Source organism: Ensifer sp. KUDG1 (genome assembly GCF_050434285.1).
Classification (GTDB): domain Bacteria; phylum Pseudomonadota; class Alphaproteobacteria; order Rhizobiales; family Rhizobiaceae; genus Ensifer.
Map to the genome: position 1 here is coordinate 456,132 of NZ_JBNDIG010000002.1, position 18,003 is coordinate 474,134.

The following is an 18,003-nucleotide window of genomic DNA, read 5'->3' on the forward strand; positions in this document are numbered from 1 at the left end:
GCTCGGACGGCGAGGCAAGCCGCGGGAGTGGGAGCTAAAGAAAACGTGATCCGCGCCGAGCTGTGTACCGGTGCTTTTAAGCCTTGCCGCCCGCGTCCCGACGCTGCAAAGTTCGGGCATATTCGCAAGGGGACATGAATGGCGCTCAGCTACGCGATCTACGACGTCTTCACCGACAGGCAACTGGAAGGCAATCCGCTGGCCGTGGTCTTCGGTGCCGATTGGCTGGACGACGGGGCGATGCAGGCAATCGCGCAGGAATTCAACCTGTCGGAGACGGTGTTCATTCGCAGGCCCGGCGGTGCTGCGCATACGGCAAAGCTGCGGATCTTCACGCCCAGTCAGGAGCTGCCCTTTGCTGGCCATCCGACCGTCGGCGCGGCCGTGGCGATCGCCGAGGCGCAGCATGGCGCGATCGAAGAGGGCATCGACCTCGTCCAGGTGCTGGAGGAAAAGGTGGGGCCGGTGCGCTGTGCCGTGCGGCTCAAGGCCGGGCAGGCGAGCTTTGCCGAATTCGACCTGCCGCGCAAATCCGTCAGGCTCGACGCACGCTTCGACCGACAGGCGATCGCCGATGCGCTGAGCCTGAAGCTTTCGCAGATCGGCTTTGAGAATCACGTGCCCTCGTTCTGGAGCGCGGGCGCCCCCTTCGTCATGGTGCCGGTGCATGATGTTGCGGCCGCTTCGTCGATCGAGTTCGATTCGCTGCGCTGGGAGCAACTGACGCCGATGGCCGAGGGTCGGCTTGCCGCCGCTTACGTCTATTGTCGCGGCGGCGTGAACCACACGGCGCGCTTCCATGCCCGCAAGTTCGGGCCCGGTGCCGGCAACCTCGAGGATCCGGCGACCGGCTCGGCCGTCGCTGCCCTTTCCGGCGCAATCCATTACTTCGACCAGTTCGTCGACGGCCATCATCCGGTGCTCGTCGAGCAGGGCGTGGAAATGGGGCGGCCGTCCTTCATCCACCTGCATCTCGACATTGCGGGCGGCGAGATCAGCAATGCCCGTATCGGTGGCCATGCAGTGAAGATCGCAGCCGGCGAACTCTACGTCTGAGGCATAGATGTATGCTTTGGAAAATTCAGCTTAATCAGCGCTTTAAGAGAAGTTTTGGTGGGTGATCACGGGCTCGAACCGTGGACCCGCTGATTAAGAGTCAGCTGCTCTACCAACTGAGCTAATCACCCATCCATGGCGTCGCTTTAGCGCACGACCTCATCACACTCAAGAGGGTATTTGCATCTCGCGATGAGAAACTCACAGCCGTTTCCGCCGGAGCAGTCGGAAACGGCCGAAGTCTCGCCTTCGATCGATCCTGTCGTCAGCGCACGTCGATGAAGTTGCCCCTGAGGTCGAAGCGGCAATTGAAGAAGGTGGCGCCGCGGGAGCCATCGTAGTTGCCCTGCACCCAATAATAGCGGCCGCTTCGGAAGGCCATGTTGACGGTGATGCGATTGGGGCGCACGCCGAAAGCGGCGGAGGCTTCGCCCTGGCAGAAGCGCGGCATCATCCTTGCGTCGATACGATCCGGCTGTTGCGTGTCGTCATATTGCGGCGGTCGCTCCGGGCGTGGCCGTGTGTTGCCGCCGGCCGACGTGACGCGGCAGACGCCATTGCCGGCGCCCCGGCGGGTGTAGCTGATCGAGGGCGAACCATCGCGGTTGACGCTGATCGAGACCGTGGTTCGTCCCTGGCTCGCCTCGTAGTAGTCGTTGCTGAACCGCTTCAGGCGTGCCTCGCTGCCGTTGATGTAGACGGGACCGCCCCGATCGGCGTGGACCTCGATGCGGCCTGGGCAGGTGGCGTTGAAGAACGGCACGTCTGCCTTCGCCTCGGTGGCGATGCCGGCAAGGATACCGACGAGCATTCCTGTGGCGATCGTGCTGCGCATGGGGATAACCTCTCCAATCATCGCTCGTTTCGTGTGGCCCGCTTCGTTGCAGTATGCCGAGCATGTGGCTCGCGTCAAACGGGTCTTTCGTCGCGTTTCCCCTTTGGCCTGTACCTGCAGGGCGCGCGGATGTGGCCGTAACGCGCTTGGCAGAGGCAGAGCAAGTTCTCCACAGGGGGTGCGCTAGCCCCATGAAATTTTTCAAAAGATTTTCACAAAGGCGCTGGACAACCAAACCGAACGCCTTTATACGCCCCCTCACGACAGCAGCGGGACACACCGCAGCGGTCGCGGATGGGTGATTAGCTCAGTTGGTAGAGCAGCTGACTCTTAATCAGCGGGTCCACGGTTCGAGCCCGTGATCACCCACCAAAACTTCTCCTAAAGCGCTGATTAGATTAGAATTCATACACTGTTGACGATCTCGTATGCTCGGGCTCCCGGGCCAATGTCGCCGCGCGTTTTTCGTTCTTAAAACAAGCCGGTTCGATCTTGCGAGCCCAATGGAGGGCGCGCCCTGCTGGCCCGCGGGGCGGGCGGCGGATGGGATCGCGAGAACAGGACTACGCCAGCGTGATTGGTCTTTCGCTAAGCAAGCGACGATACTGCTGTTGCCGCGCTCAACGTCTCGCTCGACACGTGCGACGGCTGGGTCGCCGTCGCTGCCATGTCTTGCAAGACGCGTGAATCACTTGGCCGGAAAATAGCGCAGGGTTCCGGCGAGCCGGGGGCCGGTCGAGCCCTTGGTGTCCATCGGATGATTGATGCCGTCGTTGACCGGCAATTCTTCAAAATCAAAGGGGCTTACACCCTCCAGGCAGGCTGCGTTGACGCCATAGAAATCAGGGTTGGAGCGTGGCTTGTGAAAGGTGTAGATGCCGCATTTCGAGCAAAAGAAGTGCTCTGCTGCATGTGTGTTGAACTGATACCTGGTCAGGGCCTCGCCGCCCGAAAGCACGGTCACGCCGTCCTTGGCCGCCGAGACGGCAACCGCGCCCTTCAGCTGGCAGTAGGAGCAGGTGCAGCGGCGGGCCGTATGAAGACCATTCTTTAGCCGAACATTGAAGCGAACCGTCTTGCAGTGGCAGGCGCCGTTGAGGTCCTGAGCGTCGAAATTCATGGAAAACATCCGTCTGGTCTGAGCCGAATTGATGCCTGTTCCATACGGGCTGGATCAAGGCTCCTCAAGAGCGGGCCGCAAGGCAGCGTATCGGAGGCATATCGGTCGGCGCGACAACCTTGAGGCCACTTGTGCGGCCGGACCGCCAGCGCCGTCAGGCTTGCGTTGCCGCCATGCTTTCGAGGTCAGCAGGCCCAGTCAATCGACGGTGCAGTTGGGATAGCGTCCGTTGATGACGGTCACGCCCGAACCGGGGGCGGTCGCAAGGCTCTTGAAGCCCGCCGCAGCGACCCGGCTGGCCGCAGCATTGCTGGTCGGCGACACCAGGACCGTCTTTGCTATCGCCCAGTGACCGGCCGGATTGTTGTCGAACGTCGCCGTCCACGGAAACGCAAGCGGTTGGTCAGCATGCGCCGCATTGACCTGGATATCGGCGTCACCGATCTGCGCTGTCGCGCCGGGTGACGGGTTTACCACGGCACCAATATCAACTTTCACGATACATTGGGCCGACGGCATGGCCAGGCGCGCCGCATCGTCGCTGGCGAAGTGGAAAAACGTCAGCATCGGCGGCGAGCCGCTGACGCCGAAGTTCGCGGCGACCCAGGACACGGCGCCGGCCGGAAGGGTGGTCGTCATGCCGCGATAAAGCGCGTAGGCCTCTGCTGACGCCGGTGCCGCCGTTGCGGTTATGGCCGCTACTGTGAACGCAAGGAGCGTGCCGTTCCACTTTCCCGTCGACATTTCTGTTCCCCCGTTGCTTCGGTTCAATCGTCCCGACGGACATCTTTCGCATGCAACCAGGGATAGTCAAGGCGCCGTCAGGAATGGTTCCTTGGCCGGGTTGGTAAAGGCTGGGCTTGCGGGCATGGCGCGGCCGGGCGGGGGCTTTGTCATCCCGCAAGATCCACCTGTTGCCGTCATGCAACAGGTGCGTCTTCAATCCTGCTCCTGCAGATTGTCCTCTTGCCGGGGAAGTAAACTCGTGTAATTTTCGCCAAATCGGAACTCAAACTAGAGGAGGCATACGATGAAGATCAATTTTGTGCAGATGCTTGCCTCTGGTGGAGTGGCATGCTCGTCACGACGACCACGCCGCAATGCTATGGGTTACTTTGGCGCATAAGCGCCGCCCACGTTCCGCTTTTTCGTATTTTCCATTTTGACTTGATGTGACCGGCTCCCGGAACGTATTTCCGTGTCCGTGCGCATCTATAATCTAGAAGGCCCGACCGCTTTGCGCGGCGGGAAACAATCATGCGCGAATTGCACTTGAACGCCGCCGGCACCTTGCCGGCGATCATGGACGACTTGTTTCGAACGTTCGGCTTCCGCCGCACGGTCGGTGCTTTCCTCCGTGCCGTCTGGAGGCGTCAGCGAACGCTCAACCAGATCAGCCACCTCTCCGATCGCATGCTGCGCGACATCGGCGCGGAAGCGGAAGAAGGCATGAAGAAGCCGGAAATCGCCGACATCTCGCTCTGGCAGATGCCGGTCGGCTACCCGGTGATGATCAAACACAATTGAGGCCCGCTTCGGCGGGCCTCTTTTCCCGCAGCAACCGGTGGCCGATGAACGTTGGGTCCAAGGACAATCGGCTCACTGGGGGACTGGCGCGGCGAGCTTGGCCGCGCAGTCATGCTTGATCATTGCCGCAGCAAGGTTTTCCCGCCCCTTGCCGGTCGCCTTGGCCTTGGCCCCTGCCATGTCTCGGCACCACCCTGCATCGAGAACCTCTTCCGGAATGTGCGGGATGCAAGAGGAAAGAAGCAGCAGCGAACAGAGGAAGACGACGCGCATTCAGGGCTCCACGGGTGGTGCTGAATTCATAGCACCGGCAAGCCAGAAGGGAACAGGGTGGTGGGCTGGCCAACAGCTGGTGCCGGGGGCGGCCGGCCGCGCGGCAGCCTCTGACCAATCAGGCTTGGCGGGCTGGCTTCCTATGTTTCGGGAAGGGCAAATGACTTTCTGCGAGATCGGGCCGACGTGTGACCACGGCCCTCCGCCGGCCGCATGGGCGGGTTTTCCCTGATTATATCGACGAGCGTGCTTGCCCGCTTTGCTCAATTAGCTATGACGGTAACAACGTCGGGACATCCGGCATCTGAAACCGCGGGTGGAAGTGCAGCAGCGATGACGGGCACCACGAATATTATTGACGCGCGCGCGTGCAGCGACGAGGCGCTGCAGGCGATCGGCTCCGATGTGCTGATCGTCGGATCGGGGGCTGCGGCCTGCGCCATGGCGACGCGGCTTCTGGCGGCAGGGCTGAAGGTCACGTTGCTAGAAACCGGCGACAACCTCGTCAACTCCGACAGCTCGCCCTTCTTCGAGATCGCCAACCAGGAACCGTTCGGGCTTTCATTCCAGATCGGCGGGGCGACCAACCTCTGGTCCGGGCGCGTCGCGCCGCTTGAAGACGTCGACCTGACGTCGGGCAACGACTGGCCGCTGGAGCGGGCGGAACTCGACGGGTACTACCAGCAGGCGATCGAGCTCTTACAACTGAAGCCGATCGACGATATCGACCGGGTGCCTGCCTATGACGGCGGCGCGGCGCCTTGGCGGGAATTCGTCTCCGACCCGGCGGTCTCGGTCAAGCGGTTCCAGTGGAGCCGTCCGGCCTTCAACGGTCAGGATTATCTGAAGGCGCTTGCGGGCAAGAACCCTGATCTCACCATCGTCTATAATTGCCGCGTGCTGCAGGTGATCCCGACCGCCGCCGGCGATCGCGTCGGCGCGGTGCGGGCGGCGATCGGCGAGGGGCGAACCGTGGAGCTTTCCGCCCCGGAATTCGTGCTTTGCGCCGGCGGGCTTGAAAACCCGCGCATCATGCTGAACAGCCGCCAGGGCGGGTTTCTGGCAAACGACAATATCGGCCGCTTCTTTTCGACCCATCCCAAAGCGAATGTCGGGCGTATTCACCTGTTCAAGACGGTGAAGACGGCAGGGCCATTGTTCAGCGACCACAAGAGCGGTAGCAGTTCGCTGCGCTTCGGTGTCGGCGTGCGCAAGGGTCAGAAGCGAGACCAGCTGAACCATTATGTTCAGTTTTCGCCACGGTTTGAATCGATCGGGCTCAAGCTTCTCGAACATGCGCAGCACGTGGTGGCTGCCGGCGAGGGTGGCGATCGCCCGCAATCGACCTTGCGTCGTCGCCTGACCTCGGCGCTGGCGGTTGTCGGCCAGGTCGCCTTCAACGTCATCGGCAAGATGGGGTTGCTCGGGCCGGGCGGCTCGATCCTCGTCGTGCGCGGTTTCTTCGACCAGCATCCCAATGCCGAGCACAGGGTCGAACTGAGCGAGGCGCGAGATCCCCATGGCTTGCCGAAGGGCGTGGTACGCTGGTCGCTGACCGAAGAGGACCAGGCGTCGATCCGCGAATTTCTCGACGAGCTCTCGGGGCTGCTGTTGCGCCACAATATCGGTAAGCTGATCCCGACGCTGCCGCCGGTGGGCAAGCCCTGGGACATCACCGGCATTCATTCCCATTTCATGGGCACGACGCGCATGGGCCGCTCGGCCGACATGTCCGTCATCGATCGCGATGGCCGGGTGCACGGCGTCGACAACCTCTACGCGGCGGGCGCCTCGGTCTTCACCTCCTACGGCTACGCCAATCCAGTACTGACAGTCATGGCGCTTGCAATGCTTACCGCCGATAAGATATGCCAGCGCCACAAAACAAAGGCGGGTAATCCATGACGGAAATGACTTCCCCGGAACTCAGCGGCAAGGAACAGCGGGCGAAACGCACGCGCTGGCAAAAGCTCTCGCGAAAGAACTACTTCGGGGGAAAGCTTTCGACGAAGAACCTGGTGCGGCTATGCCAGGAAAATGCTTCGAACAAGCGCACGATCATCGTTCACACCGAAGACGTTGACTATACTGAGTTTTTCCCGAACTCGTTCCTCGTCTCGAAGTCCGATCGCAAGAAGGCCGATCTCGTCGTCGACACGCATTACCATCTCGATGCGATCGAGAGCGAAAGCTACGACATCGTGCTCTGTACCGGCCTGCTCGAGCATGTTCCCGATCCGCAGCGGCTGATCGACGACATGCGCCGGATCCTGAAGCCGAACGGCAAGCTGATCATCTCTGCCTCGGCGGTGTTCTCCTTCCACGAGGGGCCCGAGAACTATTTCCACTTCACGCCCTTCTCCTTCAAGATGCTGTTCAAGGACTGGAGCGAGATCGAAGACCTGCGCGGCTCGAGCATGCCGTTCGAGACGATCGGCATCCTGATGCAGCGCATTCTCCTGCAGTGCGACGTGTTTCCGCTGGCGCGCCCGTTCATCGAACTCATGGCGCGCTCGGCCCGGTTCTTCGACGTCTTCATTACCCAGCAGTACGATACGACGTGGAAATACACCGACGATCACAAGATCGATTCGATGATGCCTTCCAATATTCAAGCCGTGGTGAGGAAATAGCGCGGGCTTAGCTCGCGAACGGGGCGACATCCCGTCGCCACCTCGCTTTCGCAATCCGGATAAAGATCACCCACGGGCGGAGCCCGTGGGTGATTGCGTTTTCGGCGCCGGGCGCTATCGGGCGATTACGGGCTCGTCGCAGGCTGCGTCGTCGACGGCTGCGTGGTTGTTGCAGGCGGTGTCGCCGACTGGTCTGTCGTTGCGGGCTGCTGGGTCGTCGCTGGCTGCTCGGTGGTTGTTGCCGGCTGTGTCGTCGTCGTTGCCGGTGCTGTCTCGGTTGCCTGCTGGTTCGCCCCCGGTTTGAGGAACATCACCGCAAGTACAATGAGCACGACCACAACCACGATACCGATGATGGTGTTTCGATTCATCAAGGCTTCTCCTCAGGTTAAGTGCCTCGAAGCTGTAAATGGAGCGGTTGGTCGAATTATCAACAGGCCGATTCGCGGGTCGGTTGAAAAAGACATGCCGAGCGTGGCGCGGGGAGGCTGGGACCGCCCCGGTACATGCATCCGCAACTGGTGTATGAGGGGCGGCGAGGTGGTTTTACCCCAACGACAGCCGGCTCAATGAAACCGCAAGCGCGGGCCGACAATCTCGCTTTAACGGCCTTCGTCGGCCGCCTTCGGGACGGCGGTAATGAAGCCGAGCCGCAGCAATTGCTTCGATCCATCGAACTTCATCGAGGATTCGGAGAAAAGTTGCAGCGCGCCGGTGCTCGACAGCGCATCCGTCATCTTGGCGTAGGCCGCCGAGCCGTCGAAATATTGCCCATCGGCCACCGCGTCGTTGATGACCTTCTGGTAGTCGGCAAAGAACTTGAAGTGCAGCAACGTGCCGAGAATAGACGAGAAGTTGCGCTGGTAGGGGAGCGGCTGGTGGATGCTGGGGCCGAAGCGACAGTCCTCGTCCCAAAAGATCAGCGGATACTTGATCAGCTCGAGGTCCGATTCGAATTCGCGGTGGCGGGCACCGCCCTTGATGGTGATCGCCCGCTTGGTCGTCGTCAGGGTGTAGCCGCGGCTGTCGAAGTGATCGGCGACCTCCCAGGGGGCGCTGGTCTTCAACTGGTCGATGTCGGCGGCCCCGAGATCGACCGGGTACATGTCCAGCATCGGCGCCGGCAGGCGCGAGATCTTCAGGCTCTCGAGCGCGTGGATAACGGACCAGAGCGTGCGGTTTTCGCAATCGTCATAGATCAGAAACTCGTCGGAATCGACGTTCACATACCAGCGCTCGCCGCCATAAAGCGCAAAAAGCGATTCTCTCCAGGCGCGTCCGCGCCGGGCATCCTTGTAGCGGACCGAGGATGTCCACAGGTCGACATCCGGCTGACAGAGCAGGAATTCGCGTGTGCCGTCGCTGGAGGCGTCGTCGACACAGATGAAGCGGGTGATACCGAGCGACCGGTAATGGGCGAGAAAGCCCGGCATCAGCTTGGCATCGTTGCGGGTCAAAAAGATCAGCGGCAGGTCATCGGGATAGAGCGACGTCTGCCCCTGGGGGCTGACGCAGCGCAGATCGACCGCATGGTTCATCCTGCGCTCACGCCGCTCGACCTTGGTCGTCTCGTACCAGGTCGCGATGCGATCGAAGAAGGTTCGATCCGTGATCGACTCGGCATCGGAACGATTCTGGAAGGGATAAGCGATATCGGTCATGCTCATTCCGACATTTGTCATAAATAATATAATCCCGGACTAAATCAAAAGCACAGGCGTGGCAATCCATACGATCGCACGGATATGGGGATCGGGGAGGTGCCTTTCCACCGGCCCGCACACGTTGAGCGAGCCGTGGCGCCACAGTCTCTGCGGGTGCAAAAAGCCCTTCGCCGGCGACGCCCGACGGCATCGAGCCCGGGCCTGCGGATGGCGTTTCGTTGTTTTTCCTCGAAACTTTTCGCCCGCTGCCCTGTTTCTCCTTCATCCACGTTCGCGCTGAAGCGCCAGGAGTGGAGGAGGCAGACATGACAAACTTGATGAGCAAGCTATTGATGGCGGCCCTGGTGGCCGCGGGATCGGTCACCGCAATGCCGGCCGTTTCGCCGGCGCAATCGCTCGACCTCTATATCGGGCGCGACCGGGATTATTACGGCGACGACTTCCGCCGCGAGCGGCGCTATGACGACGAAGATTACGTTCGCCCACGCGGCTGCAGTTCCAGCCAGGCGTTGCGCCGGGCCTATCGCGCCGGGTTGCGTGATCCGGAAATTGCCGCGATGAGCCGCAACCGGATCGTCGTCGAAGGCGAAACCCGACGTGGCCAATATGCGCGGATGTATCTGGCCAACCGCAGCGGCTGTCCGCGGATCGGCTAACGGGTGGGCGGTCGCATCACGATCGCCTTCTTTCTCTCGTCTAGGCTGACGTCGGCAATCGCTCGGCGTCGGCGGCGCGGCAGGCTCGATGTTTTGCGGGTTTCCTTGCGGCCGGCCGCGGTGATAGACCACGCCGCATGACCGCATCTTCCGATTTCAGCGCCATCCCGCTTGCCGAGCGCGCCTGCGGCACCTGCACCCTCTGCTGTCGGCTGCCGGATATCGACGCGCTGGAGAAGCCGGCCAATGCCTGGTGTCGGCACTGCACGGGTACGGGGTGCCGGATCTACGAGGATCGGCCGCAGCTTTGCCGCGACTTTCTCTGTCTTTGGCGCACGGACGAGACGCTCGGCGAGGCGTGGGATCCGGCGCACGCGCATATGATGATCTATCGCCAGGGGCCGCAGGTGACGGTTCTCGTCGATCCGGATCATCCGGACGCCTGGAGGCGTACGCCCTATGCGGAGGTGCTGCAGGGCTGGGCGCGCGAGGGTGAGGGCGGGCAATATGTCATCGTCTTTGTCGGCGATGCGGTGTTCAAAGTGGAGTGAGGTGAGGGGCGAGTGAGCGGGAATAACGACCCAGCGGCCCCGCGAAAAGAAAGAGCCCCGCACGAGGGCGGGGCAAGCAGGCACCCAAAATGGCTCGGGGTGCGGGGAAGCGCAGTCCAGAAAGAACGTACTGCGCGGTACGGAAGCTAACGTGCATCCGGCGGCGCGGGAAAGGCCGGATTCAGCGATTCTGGTACGGTTGCCAAAATAAAGTGGCCCGGCCGGATGGCGGGGAGGCCGGCCCTGCGGTCGCTCTACCGTACGGTTTTCAAGGTCATCGATTGACTTTGTCGGTCAGCGCTTCATTTCCGATTGGAGGAAATGACGGAGACGATCATGTCAAAAGCAATGCTGACGCTCCTGTGCCTGGCGGTGCTTACGCTCTCGGCTTGCGCCAACACGGCGCGCGGCTTTCGGCAGGACGGTGTCGAAACCGGCCACGCGCTGGATGATGCGACCCACCGCGTGCTGAAATCGACGTCGAAGTGACGCGAGGCGAGGCGCCCCAGGCTGCGGCAGTTGGCCTACCTACCGCGATGGAGCGGTGCTGGCGCGCGTGGCCGCTTCGGCGTTGCTGAAGATCACCACGGCGAACAGCAGCACGCCAAGGAAGGCGACGATCGACGCGACGGCGACGATGGGCTCGATCTCCGGCCTGCCTGTCGTCATCAGGTAGAGCGATGGCACGAGCACCGCGACGCCTGACGTGTAGACGTAATACTGGACGAGGGCCAGACGCCGCTCGGCCTTGGCCGGGTTGAGCGCGTAATAGATGCCGAAGATCGCCATCGTCACCCAGCCGAGCAGGTTGGTATGGGCGTGGGCCGGTGTTGCCGCATGGTCCTGGCTGATCGCCATGTGCAGGCCCATGCAGAGGCCGATGATCAGGAAGATGATTGCGGTCTTGAAATAGAGTTGCGCAAGCCGTGGCATGGATTCTCCTCCGCGATGCCTTCTTTATTTATTAGCATGTTCGCAAATGAATGGAGATTGCCAATATTGGGCGCGTGAGGGCGTTCCGGCGGGCGGAGGTCACGTGGGCCGGGCGGTGGCTGCGGCGAGTGCGGCGCGCTTGCGCGTCGCCATGCCGTCAAAGGTGGCAAGCCCCTGGCGCTGCAGGTAGGCCGAAATCGCCGCCTCGATACCGCGATCGTTGCCGCCTTCGGTTTCCCAGAAGGCTTCGATGGCCGCAAAGAGGGCGGATCTGTCGAGCGTGACGGTCATCGCAGGCTGGTTCCGAACTGCTGGCGGTGGTTGAGGGTGCCGTGGGCGATTTGGTTGAACGGTGCGCGCCGCAAACCGAAATCGGCGCACCAGCGTTCCCAGGCCTGCGACGTTCGCACGAAGGCGGGCAGTCTGTGTTCCTGTTCGGGGCTCTGGTCGAAACCGTTCAGCCAGGCATCGGCGACGGTCTCGGTGACGTCTTCGCCATGAAGTGCGTCGAGATCGAAGCGGATCAGCCGCTCCACATGCTCGCCGTCATGCACATGGAGCCAATCGGCTGCCGTTTTGTAGGTGGTGCCCGTCGTGTCGGTCTCGTCGAAGAAGGTGCCGGCACCGAGCGTCATCATGGCGAGAATGATCTCTCGGCGCTGGAGAAAGGGTGCTGCGCTCATCGCCGTTGCGGCGCCCACGGAGATCGCATTCGACATCGTTCACCTCGTCTGTTCGAGGTGCACGCTGGAACACCCTTCGCGGGTTTCCTGTCGCCCCCTCCGGCTGTGTTTCTGTGCTGAATATAGGAAAAATCCTATCAGCAAGTCAATAGGGAAAACACTGCCGGCAGGAAGCGCCTCACGCAAGTTGTCGATGACGGGCCGTTTGTTCTTGTTTTGTTCATTGGATTGCGCCACTGTGGGGCCGCCATTCCAGGTGGCGGAAAAGGAGCATGGGATGATCACCTACTTCGTCGTTCAGAGCTTCACGCTGGGGAGCCGCGGCGCATTTCTCGCCGACGACCCGGTGCAGGCGACCGGGCCCGAGCATGCGCAACGGTTGGCCGAAAGGCTGTCGGCGACCAAGGTTGGGGTGATCGCCTTTAGCCGCTCGGGCGACCTGGCGACGGGGGAATTCGAAGAGGCCAAGGTGCTCTTTACGATCGGCGAACTGCCCACGGAGATTGCGGAGGCGATGGCTGCCTGAGGCTGAAGGGGGTGCGTCGAGGCGGGCGGGAGGCGTGGCTCCGGGTCAGGGGCGGCGTCCGGCTTGGTGGGCAGGAGGGCGGAGAGATGCCGCTTGCGCGCGATCGCGCGTCCTCCGCGCTGATGGATGACGATACCTGCCGGCTGGCCGCATTTGGCGCGAGCGACGCAAAGTCCCTCCCTTTCTTGGGTAGGGTCAGGCAGGGATGTTGAGGATTCGTCGCGGGAGCGAAGGGGATGGAGCCGGCTTGCGCAGCAACGCGGATTGACGCCTGCGCCCCGTCCGATGCCTTCTGTCAAAGCATGCGTCGGCGACGCGGGCCGGGCGCCGGATTATGCTTTCCGTCCGAGCGTCGCGTCTTTGCAAAGCGGCAGTGTGCTGCTTTAGTCCTTGTTTTTAAACCGGTATTTTCTTCGCATGCTTCCGGCTCGGCGCAGGGCTAGCGTGCGCTGTATTTGCCGACGACCCGGTGGCAGAAGGACCACTCGACCCGGCTCTCGGTGAATTCGAGGAACGGGTTGTATTGCCTCAGCGTCCATTCGCGGTCGTTGAACGAGACGAGGCGCTTGATGATCGCCTCGGCATCGTTGGCAGGCGGCACATGGTAGAGCACCACATCCTTGTCGCGGGCCGGCGGCAGGTGCGGGTGGACGAGCGCCATGTCGCCCGGTTCATAGGCCGGGATCATCGAGCTGCCGGTCAGGTAAATGCCATAGGCGCCCTTGACGCCCTCGAGCACGGACGGGCGCTTCACGTATTCGACCGCATCGAAGGTGACGATCACATGTCCGTCGCCGCCTTGCGCGGCCGCAAAGATCGGCAGGTCGCGATGGCCGACGAGCTGTTCGCCCGGCACGATCTGCGGCGCAAAGCCCGGCGCGCGCCTGGGCGCGGCCTCGCCGGCGGTCGCAGCGCCCTGGATCAGCTCGACGATCGCGCGGGCGTCGCGCTCGCGCAGTTCCCGCGGCGTCTCCCGCTCCACGAACTGCTGGATATAGGCATGGTTCTTCCCGATCGCGATCGACAGATCCTTGTAGGTCGTCTTCTTCGCGTCGACTGCTTCCCGGATGAGGTGGCGCAATTCGTCCATGGCACTGGCATCCCAGATTCCGTTTCTGTCGTCCAATAGGAATTTTCCTCTTGATGGCAATAAGAAATCCTACTATGAATAGGATGTCAACGGAAATGAGCAGCAGAAACCGCTGCAATATCCGTCATGGCGCCACCGGGGCCGGCGAACGGCATGGGGCGGATCCTCGATCCGCTTCCTGCCGATGCCGACCAGGGGCGCGTTCAGTATCGATCGCCGCACTCTGTGCGGTGGTCCAGGCGAGAGGTCGTCGTTTCCTCCCCGGCGACCTCTCGCTTTTCCAATCGATGCCGGCGCGCCGGCGCAGGGTTTGCCACGCGGGCCGATAATGGTCCGCGGTCGGCGACGTGCGCCCCGTCGGCATCCGGCACCCGGCGCGCGGATCGCGCGCCGGGTGCTCCAAGGTCGCGGGCTCCGGCCGTTGACGTGCCCCTCGTTGGGCGGCGGCGTCTCGGCACCGGGAGGTGCCGGGACTGAAAGACGACCGGTTGCTGCCTGACGGTGGGCAGCCGGGCGGGGACGGGAAGAACAATCGGAAGCGGGCGCGCGGCAGGCGCGACGAATGGCCGTGCCAATGGGTACGGCCAAATGGGGAAGGCATGGGAAACGGCATGGCTGACGATGACGTGAGAGGGAAGGCGCCGGGAGGGCGCGGGGTTTTGCCGATGCGCGGAACTCCGGCGCGGATGGCGAGCGCGGAGGCCGGTTCCAAGGCTGGCCTTCGGCGCCGTAGCGAGGTGTCGATCCCTGTTTCCGGTCAGACGCGGCGCCTTCATTCCTGCCCGCCGGCGAGGGGTTGAGCAAATGCGCATTACCGCAATCGTCGAAGCCCTGGTTCAATCGGGCGCGTCGCCCGAGATGATCCTTTCTGCCGTGCGCGCTGCCGAGGCGGGGCACGTCTCCGAGATCGAGCGTCGCCGGGCAGGTGACCGCGAAAGGCAGCAGCGTCGCCGGGCGCGCGTGACGTCACGCGACGTCACGGTGACGGCGAACGGTGCCCTCTCTGATAAAGAAAGCTCCCCCACACCCCCTAAAGAAACTAACTCTCCCGACCCGAATCCGGGTGGGGACGCCGACCGGCCGGTCGGGGCCGCAGCCGTTCCGGACGCGGCAGGCTCGCGGCGCAAGGGGAACGGCCGGGCGATGCGGCTGCCCGAAGATTTCGAGCCCGACTGGGGCTTTGCCGCCGGGCTCGGTTTCGGCCGGGCCGAGGCGGGCGTCGAGTTCGACAAGTTCCGCGACTACTGGCGCGCCAAGTCCGGACGCGATGCGACCAAGCTCGATTGGGCCGCCACCTGGCGAAACTGGATGCGCAACGCCGGCGGCCGCGGTTTGCGCGGCGGCGGGCAGACCCGTCGCGGCCATCACCCCCAGGCGCCGCCACAGGAAACCGTCTTTGCCCGCCATCAGCGGGAATGCAGGCAGACAATCGAAAACCAACTGAACGGAAACGAGACCAATGACCTATTCAGAAATGATGATTTCGCCGGCGGAGGCCCGGCTTTCGACCTTGGGCCGGGAGATTACCGCGCTCACTGAGCGGCTGGCTTGTGTCAGCGAGGCGGCGGTGCTGCGCAGCCTCGACGCGATGCAGACGGCCGGCATGACGATGCCCCCGACAATCGAACCGAGGAAGATCGTTGCGGTCTACCACTATGCGCTGTCCGGCGTGCCGGCCTCGGGGCTTTCGGCGGCGACGCAGAAGCTGATCCGCGGCGACTATGCCGCCAATCCGAACGTGCTTCTGGGCACCATCCCCAAGCCACCGGTGCTGGCGGCGCTCGCCAAGGCGGAGGCGCTGGGCCCCCGGGCGGATCTTGCCCGCAAACGCGAGATGGTTGCGGCGCTGACGCCACGCCCGGCAGGCGATCACCGATCGCCGGCAAGCCGAATCCGGGTGCGGGCGCTGGTCGAAGGCTTCCGCCAGGCGCATGCGGCAGCCAAGGCCGGGCGGGACGGCGTTTCCACCGACGGGCGGGCCCAAGGTGCGAACATACCGGCCGAAAGGGGCGCGGGTGATGGGCGTCCGGGTCACGCCGCCGCGCGCACCCCGGCCGCGGCAAACGCCTTTCGCGGCTTGGCCGCGGCAGGCGTCAAGCGCGCAAATCTCAATCCAGCCATTTCGAGGGAGGCTTTCCATGCGGTCTGAAGGCACTGAATTTACGACAGGACAGGTAGCCGAAGGGGTGGCGGACACGATGCCCTTCGGGGTGCACGACGCGGGGGGCGCAGCGGCAAAGCCGGCGACGCTCGACGATCTCGTCGGCATCGTCGCCGTTCAGGTGCGGGCGCAGGCGAACCGGATCCAGGAGTTGGAGCTGGCGCTTGCCGATGCCGAAGCGCGCATCCTCTCGCAGGCGCGGCTGATCTGCGGCGCGACGGGGGCGGCAAACAGCGACCTGTTCAACCGCCGGCCGGTGCGGGCGATTATCGAGGAGGTGCTTGTCGTCTATCCGGGGATCTCCTTCGAGGAGATCATCGGTGTCGGCCGCGAGCGGCGGCTGGTCGAGCCGCGGCACCGCTGCATGACCGCCGTTTACGATGAGCGGCCGGATCTTTCGCTGCCGGCGCTCGGGCGGATTTTTCGGCGCGACCACACCTCGGTGCTGCACGCCGTCAACAAGCGCGAACCCGGCAAGGAGCGGCGGCGTGGACGGGCGCAGCGGCCGAGCCATTTGCCCGCGAATGCCGGTGCCGACGGGATCGGCGCGCAGGCGCTTTGATTTCCAGACGAATTTCAATCCCGCCCGCAGTCGCAGACAGGTGCAGCGGGCGAGGGCACATGCAGATTGCAAAAGGAGAAGAGACGATGACATCCAAGGCAGAGCGCATTCGCATCAAGCGCGCCAGCCGGGCGGGCCGGCCGCGCAAGGCCAATGTGGCGCGCTATCCGGGTGGCCAGATCAAGCATGGCGAAAGCGAGCGCGAGGTCTGCTCCGTGGCGCTGGAGGCGCGCCGGCGCATGCATTTTTCCGGCAGGCGCGACGCCGATGTTGCCAGCCCCTTTGCCGGCTACACGCTTGGCCGCATGTTCCTCGAAGGCAAGCTGACGGCGCATGAGCGCGAGGCGGGCGACGAATACAGCCGTCAGATGGCGCGCTATTACAGCCTTACGGGCATTCCTTTCCCGAGCGTGCGGGCGCAGTCGCTGTTCGACGTGAAGGGCTTTGCCGGGGAGACCAGCGCCGAGCGCGCCCGCGGCGCACGCCAGGCGGCGAACCGGATGATGGAGCTCGAGGGCGTGCTGCTGAAGCTGAAAGACGGGCCCCAGGTAAAGACCACGGTCTTCAACGTCTGCATCATGGACTACGAGATGCTGCGCACCATGCCGGAACCCCAGCTCGCCTGGCTGAAGCGCGGGCTGACGGAGCTGCACTGGCAGCTGGGGCTCTCGCGGGAGAAGGAAGGGGCGTGAAAGGAAGCGGCACGAACCGGCCGCTGCCAGTGGCGCGGTTTCATGCACGGGGCGCGCCTAGCAGCGCGATCGCCGCGCGGCGGCGGGTTCGAATGCCTGTGCGTCGGAGCGGGCTGTGCACCGCGACGAGCGTCGCATGTTCGGGTGAGAACATGCGACGCTCGAGCCGGCCTGAGGGGCGGGCGGACAGCGACCGGAGCCGTGTGGATGGGGGCGGCGTCGGTCTCTCAGGCACGGTAACGTTTATCGCGAGAAGGCTCTTCCCTCCGGCGTGGCGGCCACCTCCGGTTCGTAGGAAAACATCATGTAGGTGACCGTGACCAGGATGACCGCCAGAAACAGGACGCTGGTGACAACAGTGCCAAGACCGAGGCCGCCATATTCGATCGGCTGCGCCAGCAGGTCGCCGACCGATGCGCCGGCAGGCCGGGTGAAGATGTAGGCGAGCCAGAAGGCGGCGACGGCATTGAGCTTGAAGGCATAGTAGCCGAAGGCGATGACGGCGATGACCGCGGCAAAGAGCAGGGCAGTGGTGAAATAGCCAAACTCGAAGCGCTCGGCGACGAGGTCGCCTGCCGCCGTTCCCAGCGCGAAGGTGAACAGGATCGCCAGCCAGTAGAAGGCTTCCCTCCGGGTCGTGTAGATCGAGTGGATCGACAGCGTTCGCTCGCTCGCATACCAGAGCGCGAACGTAGTCACGAGCGCCATGGTGAAGACGACGGTGGAGGTTTCGAGCGGTACGCCCAGATTGTCGGTGAGATTGTCGGTAATCAGCGTTCCGACGATGCTGATCAGCACCACTGCCAGCCAGTAGGCCCAGGGAACGTAGCGCTTCTGGGCGAATTGCAGACCGAGCGTCAGGACGAGGACTACGCTCATGATCAGCGACGTGGCCGTGAGCCCGAGGCCCAGATTGACCGCGAGATAGTCGGCCGCGGTTTCGCCCATGGTGACGGCCATGAGCTTGATCAGCCAGAAATCGGCCGTGACGCGGGGAACGCGGTTGATGTTGGACATGTCAAGGGACTGGGGACGCATGGC

Annotated in this window: 23 protein-coding genes and 2 tRNA genes; 13 read left to right on the forward strand and 12 right to left on the reverse strand. The window is 63.3% G+C overall.

Translation table 11 applies throughout. The features are described 5' to 3' along the window. The first annotated feature begins 138 nt into the window (after positions 1-138). Entirely contained in the window at positions 139-1,056 is a 918-nt protein-coding gene (locus tag M2267_RS07715) for a PhzF family phenazine biosynthesis protein (RefSeq protein WP_429113727.1), read from the forward strand. A 55-nt stretch (positions 1,057-1,111) separates the two neighbouring features. On the opposite strand, the gene M2267_RS07720 is transcribed toward M2267_RS07715, so the two are convergent. Next, a tRNA-Lys gene (locus M2267_RS07720) sits at positions 1,112-1,187 on the reverse strand. Between the two features lie 134 nt (positions 1,188-1,321). Beyond that, complete coding sequence (locus tag M2267_RS07725; RefSeq protein ID WP_429113729.1) at positions 1,322-1,891, reverse strand: hypothetical protein; 570 nt, start codon at positions 1,889-1,891, stop codon at positions 1,322-1,324. 296 nt (positions 1,892-2,187) lie between these two features. Here M2267_RS07725 and M2267_RS07730 point away from each other — a divergent pair. Beyond that, positions 2,188-2,263: transfer RNA gene (locus tag M2267_RS07730), tRNA-Lys, on the forward strand. Positions 2,264-2,579: 316 nt separating this feature from the next. Here M2267_RS07730 and M2267_RS07735 read toward each other — a convergent pair. Together M2267_RS07735 and M2267_RS07740 are read right to left on the reverse strand one after the other, a co-directional pair. Next, positions 2,580-3,011 carry a GFA family protein gene (locus M2267_RS07735; RefSeq protein WP_043626258.1) on the reverse strand — a complete coding sequence of 144 codons (432 nt, stop codon included), beginning with the start codon at positions 3,009-3,011 and terminating at the stop codon, positions 2,580-2,582. A 198-nt stretch (positions 3,012-3,209) separates the two neighbouring features. Next, positions 3,210-3,755 carry a hypothetical protein gene (locus M2267_RS07740; RefSeq protein ID WP_429113732.1) on the reverse strand — a complete coding sequence of 182 codons (546 nt, stop codon included), beginning with the start codon at positions 3,753-3,755 and terminating at the stop codon, positions 3,210-3,212. Positions 3,756-4,268: 513 nt separating this feature from the next. Here M2267_RS07740 and M2267_RS07745 point away from each other — a divergent pair. Beyond that, complete coding sequence (locus tag M2267_RS07745) at positions 4,269-4,538, forward strand: DUF1127 domain-containing protein (protein WP_043626245.1); 270 nt, start codon at positions 4,269-4,271, stop codon at positions 4,536-4,538. Positions 4,539-4,610: 72 nt separating this feature from the next. Here the strand turns inward: M2267_RS07745 and M2267_RS07750 are convergent, their stop codons facing one another. Continuing rightward, positions 4,611-4,811 carry a hypothetical protein gene (locus M2267_RS07750; protein ID WP_043626246.1) on the reverse strand — a complete coding sequence of 67 codons (201 nt, stop codon included), beginning with the start codon at positions 4,809-4,811 and terminating at the stop codon, positions 4,611-4,613. 333 nt (positions 4,812-5,144) lie between these two features. Here M2267_RS07750 and M2267_RS07755 point away from each other — a divergent pair, with 333 nt between their 5' ends. Further along, positions 5,145-6,716 carry a GMC oxidoreductase gene (locus M2267_RS07755; protein ID WP_429113734.1) on the forward strand — a complete coding sequence of 524 codons (1,572 nt, stop codon included), beginning with the start codon at positions 5,145-5,147 and terminating at the stop codon, positions 6,714-6,716. Next, positions 6,713-7,444 (forward strand): class I SAM-dependent methyltransferase, encoded by a 732-nt coding sequence (locus tag M2267_RS07760; protein WP_051659275.1) that lies wholly within the window; start codon positions 6,713-6,715, stop codon positions 7,442-7,444. The genes M2267_RS07755 and M2267_RS07760 overlap by 4 nt, the downstream gene beginning before the upstream one ends. Positions 7,445-7,569: 125 nt before the next feature. Here the strand turns inward: M2267_RS07760 and M2267_RS07765 are convergent, their stop codons facing one another. Both M2267_RS07765 and M2267_RS07770 read right to left on the reverse strand, forming a co-directional pair. Further along, positions 7,570-7,815: a dynamin gene (locus M2267_RS07765; protein WP_429113736.1), complete on the reverse strand. Its 246-nt coding sequence runs from the start codon at positions 7,813-7,815 to the stop codon at positions 7,570-7,572. Between the two features lie 231 nt (positions 7,816-8,046). After that, a complete protein-coding gene (locus tag M2267_RS07770; RefSeq protein WP_052202127.1) occupies positions 8,047-9,030 on the reverse strand; it encodes a glycosyltransferase family 2 protein in 984 nt (327 codons plus the stop codon). A 383-nt stretch (positions 9,031-9,413) separates the two neighbouring features. Between M2267_RS07770 and M2267_RS07775 the strand changes: the two genes are divergently transcribed. The 3 genes from M2267_RS07775 (at position 9,414) to M2267_RS07785 (ending at position 10,804) form a co-directional block, all read left to right on the forward strand. Continuing rightward, on the forward strand, positions 9,414-9,764 hold the full coding sequence (locus M2267_RS07775; protein ID WP_429113738.1) for a hypothetical protein: 351 nt from the start codon (positions 9,414-9,416) through the stop codon (positions 9,762-9,764). 137 nt (positions 9,765-9,901) lie between these two features. Then, a complete protein-coding gene (locus M2267_RS07780) occupies positions 9,902-10,315 on the forward strand; it encodes a hypothetical protein (protein ID WP_205238515.1) in 414 nt (137 codons plus the stop codon). A 336-nt stretch (positions 10,316-10,651) separates the two neighbouring features. After that, entirely contained in the window at positions 10,652-10,804 is a 153-nt protein-coding gene (locus tag M2267_RS07785; protein ID WP_043626273.1) for a hypothetical protein, read from the forward strand. Positions 10,805-10,843: 39 nt separating this feature from the next. Here the strand turns inward: M2267_RS07785 and M2267_RS07790 are convergent, their stop codons facing one another. The 3 genes from M2267_RS07790 to M2267_RS07800 all read right to left on the reverse strand — a co-directional run bounded on the left by M2267_RS07790 (position 10,844) and on the right by M2267_RS07800 (position 11,967). Continuing rightward, entirely contained in the window at positions 10,844-11,248 is a 405-nt protein-coding gene (locus M2267_RS07790; protein WP_043626249.1) for a hypothetical protein, read from the reverse strand. 99 nt (positions 11,249-11,347) lie between these two features. Then, complete coding sequence (locus tag M2267_RS07795) at positions 11,348-11,539, reverse strand: hypothetical protein (RefSeq protein WP_429113742.1); 192 nt, start codon at positions 11,537-11,539, stop codon at positions 11,348-11,350. Further along, positions 11,536-11,967, reverse strand: a complete 432-nt coding sequence (locus M2267_RS07800; RefSeq protein ID WP_429113745.1) for a hypothetical protein — start codon at positions 11,965-11,967, stop codon at positions 11,536-11,538. The genes M2267_RS07795 and M2267_RS07800 overlap by 4 nt, the downstream gene beginning before the upstream one ends. A gap of 241 nt (positions 11,968-12,208) precedes the next feature. Here M2267_RS07800 and M2267_RS07805 point away from each other — a divergent pair, with 241 nt between their 5' ends. Next, positions 12,209-12,457: a hypothetical protein gene (locus tag M2267_RS07805; RefSeq protein ID WP_043626254.1), complete on the forward strand. Its 249-nt coding sequence runs from the start codon at positions 12,209-12,211 to the stop codon at positions 12,455-12,457. 439 nt (positions 12,458-12,896) lie between these two features. Here the strand turns inward: M2267_RS07805 and M2267_RS07810 are convergent, their stop codons facing one another. After that, positions 12,897-13,547, reverse strand: coding sequence for a S24 family peptidase (locus M2267_RS07810; RefSeq protein WP_205238517.1), 651 nt, complete (start codon positions 13,545-13,547; stop codon positions 12,897-12,899). Positions 13,548-14,351: 804 nt separating this feature from the next. On the opposite strand from M2267_RS07810, the gene M2267_RS07815 reads away from it, so the two are divergent. The 4 genes from M2267_RS07815 (at position 14,352) to M2267_RS07830 (ending at position 16,962) form a co-directional block, all read left to right on the forward strand. After that, entirely contained in the window at positions 14,352-15,086 is a 735-nt protein-coding gene (locus M2267_RS07815; RefSeq protein WP_429113748.1) for a hypothetical protein, read from the forward strand. Further along, positions 15,007-15,696, forward strand: a complete 690-nt coding sequence (locus M2267_RS07820; RefSeq protein ID WP_429113749.1) for a hypothetical protein — start codon at positions 15,007-15,009, stop codon at positions 15,694-15,696. The genes M2267_RS07815 and M2267_RS07820 overlap by 80 nt, the downstream gene beginning before the upstream one ends. Continuing rightward, on the forward strand, positions 15,686-16,270 hold the full coding sequence (locus tag M2267_RS07825) for a helix-turn-helix domain-containing protein (protein WP_429113751.1): 585 nt from the start codon (positions 15,686-15,688) through the stop codon (positions 16,268-16,270). Before M2267_RS07820 ends, M2267_RS07825 begins: the two co-directional genes overlap by 11 nt. A gap of 86 nt (positions 16,271-16,356) precedes the next feature. Beyond that, the gene (locus M2267_RS07830) at positions 16,357-16,962 is read left to right on the forward strand and encodes a hypothetical protein (RefSeq protein ID WP_429113753.1); all 606 of its coding nucleotides are present in this window, start codon (positions 16,357-16,359) and stop codon (positions 16,960-16,962) included. A gap of 243 nt (positions 16,963-17,205) precedes the next feature. On the opposite strand, the gene M2267_RS07835 is transcribed toward M2267_RS07830, so the two are convergent. Continuing rightward, positions 17,206-18,000: a COG4705 family protein gene (locus tag M2267_RS07835; RefSeq protein WP_429113755.1), complete on the reverse strand. Its 795-nt coding sequence runs from the start codon at positions 17,998-18,000 to the stop codon at positions 17,206-17,208. Between the last annotated feature and the right edge of the window lie 3 nt (positions 18,001-18,003).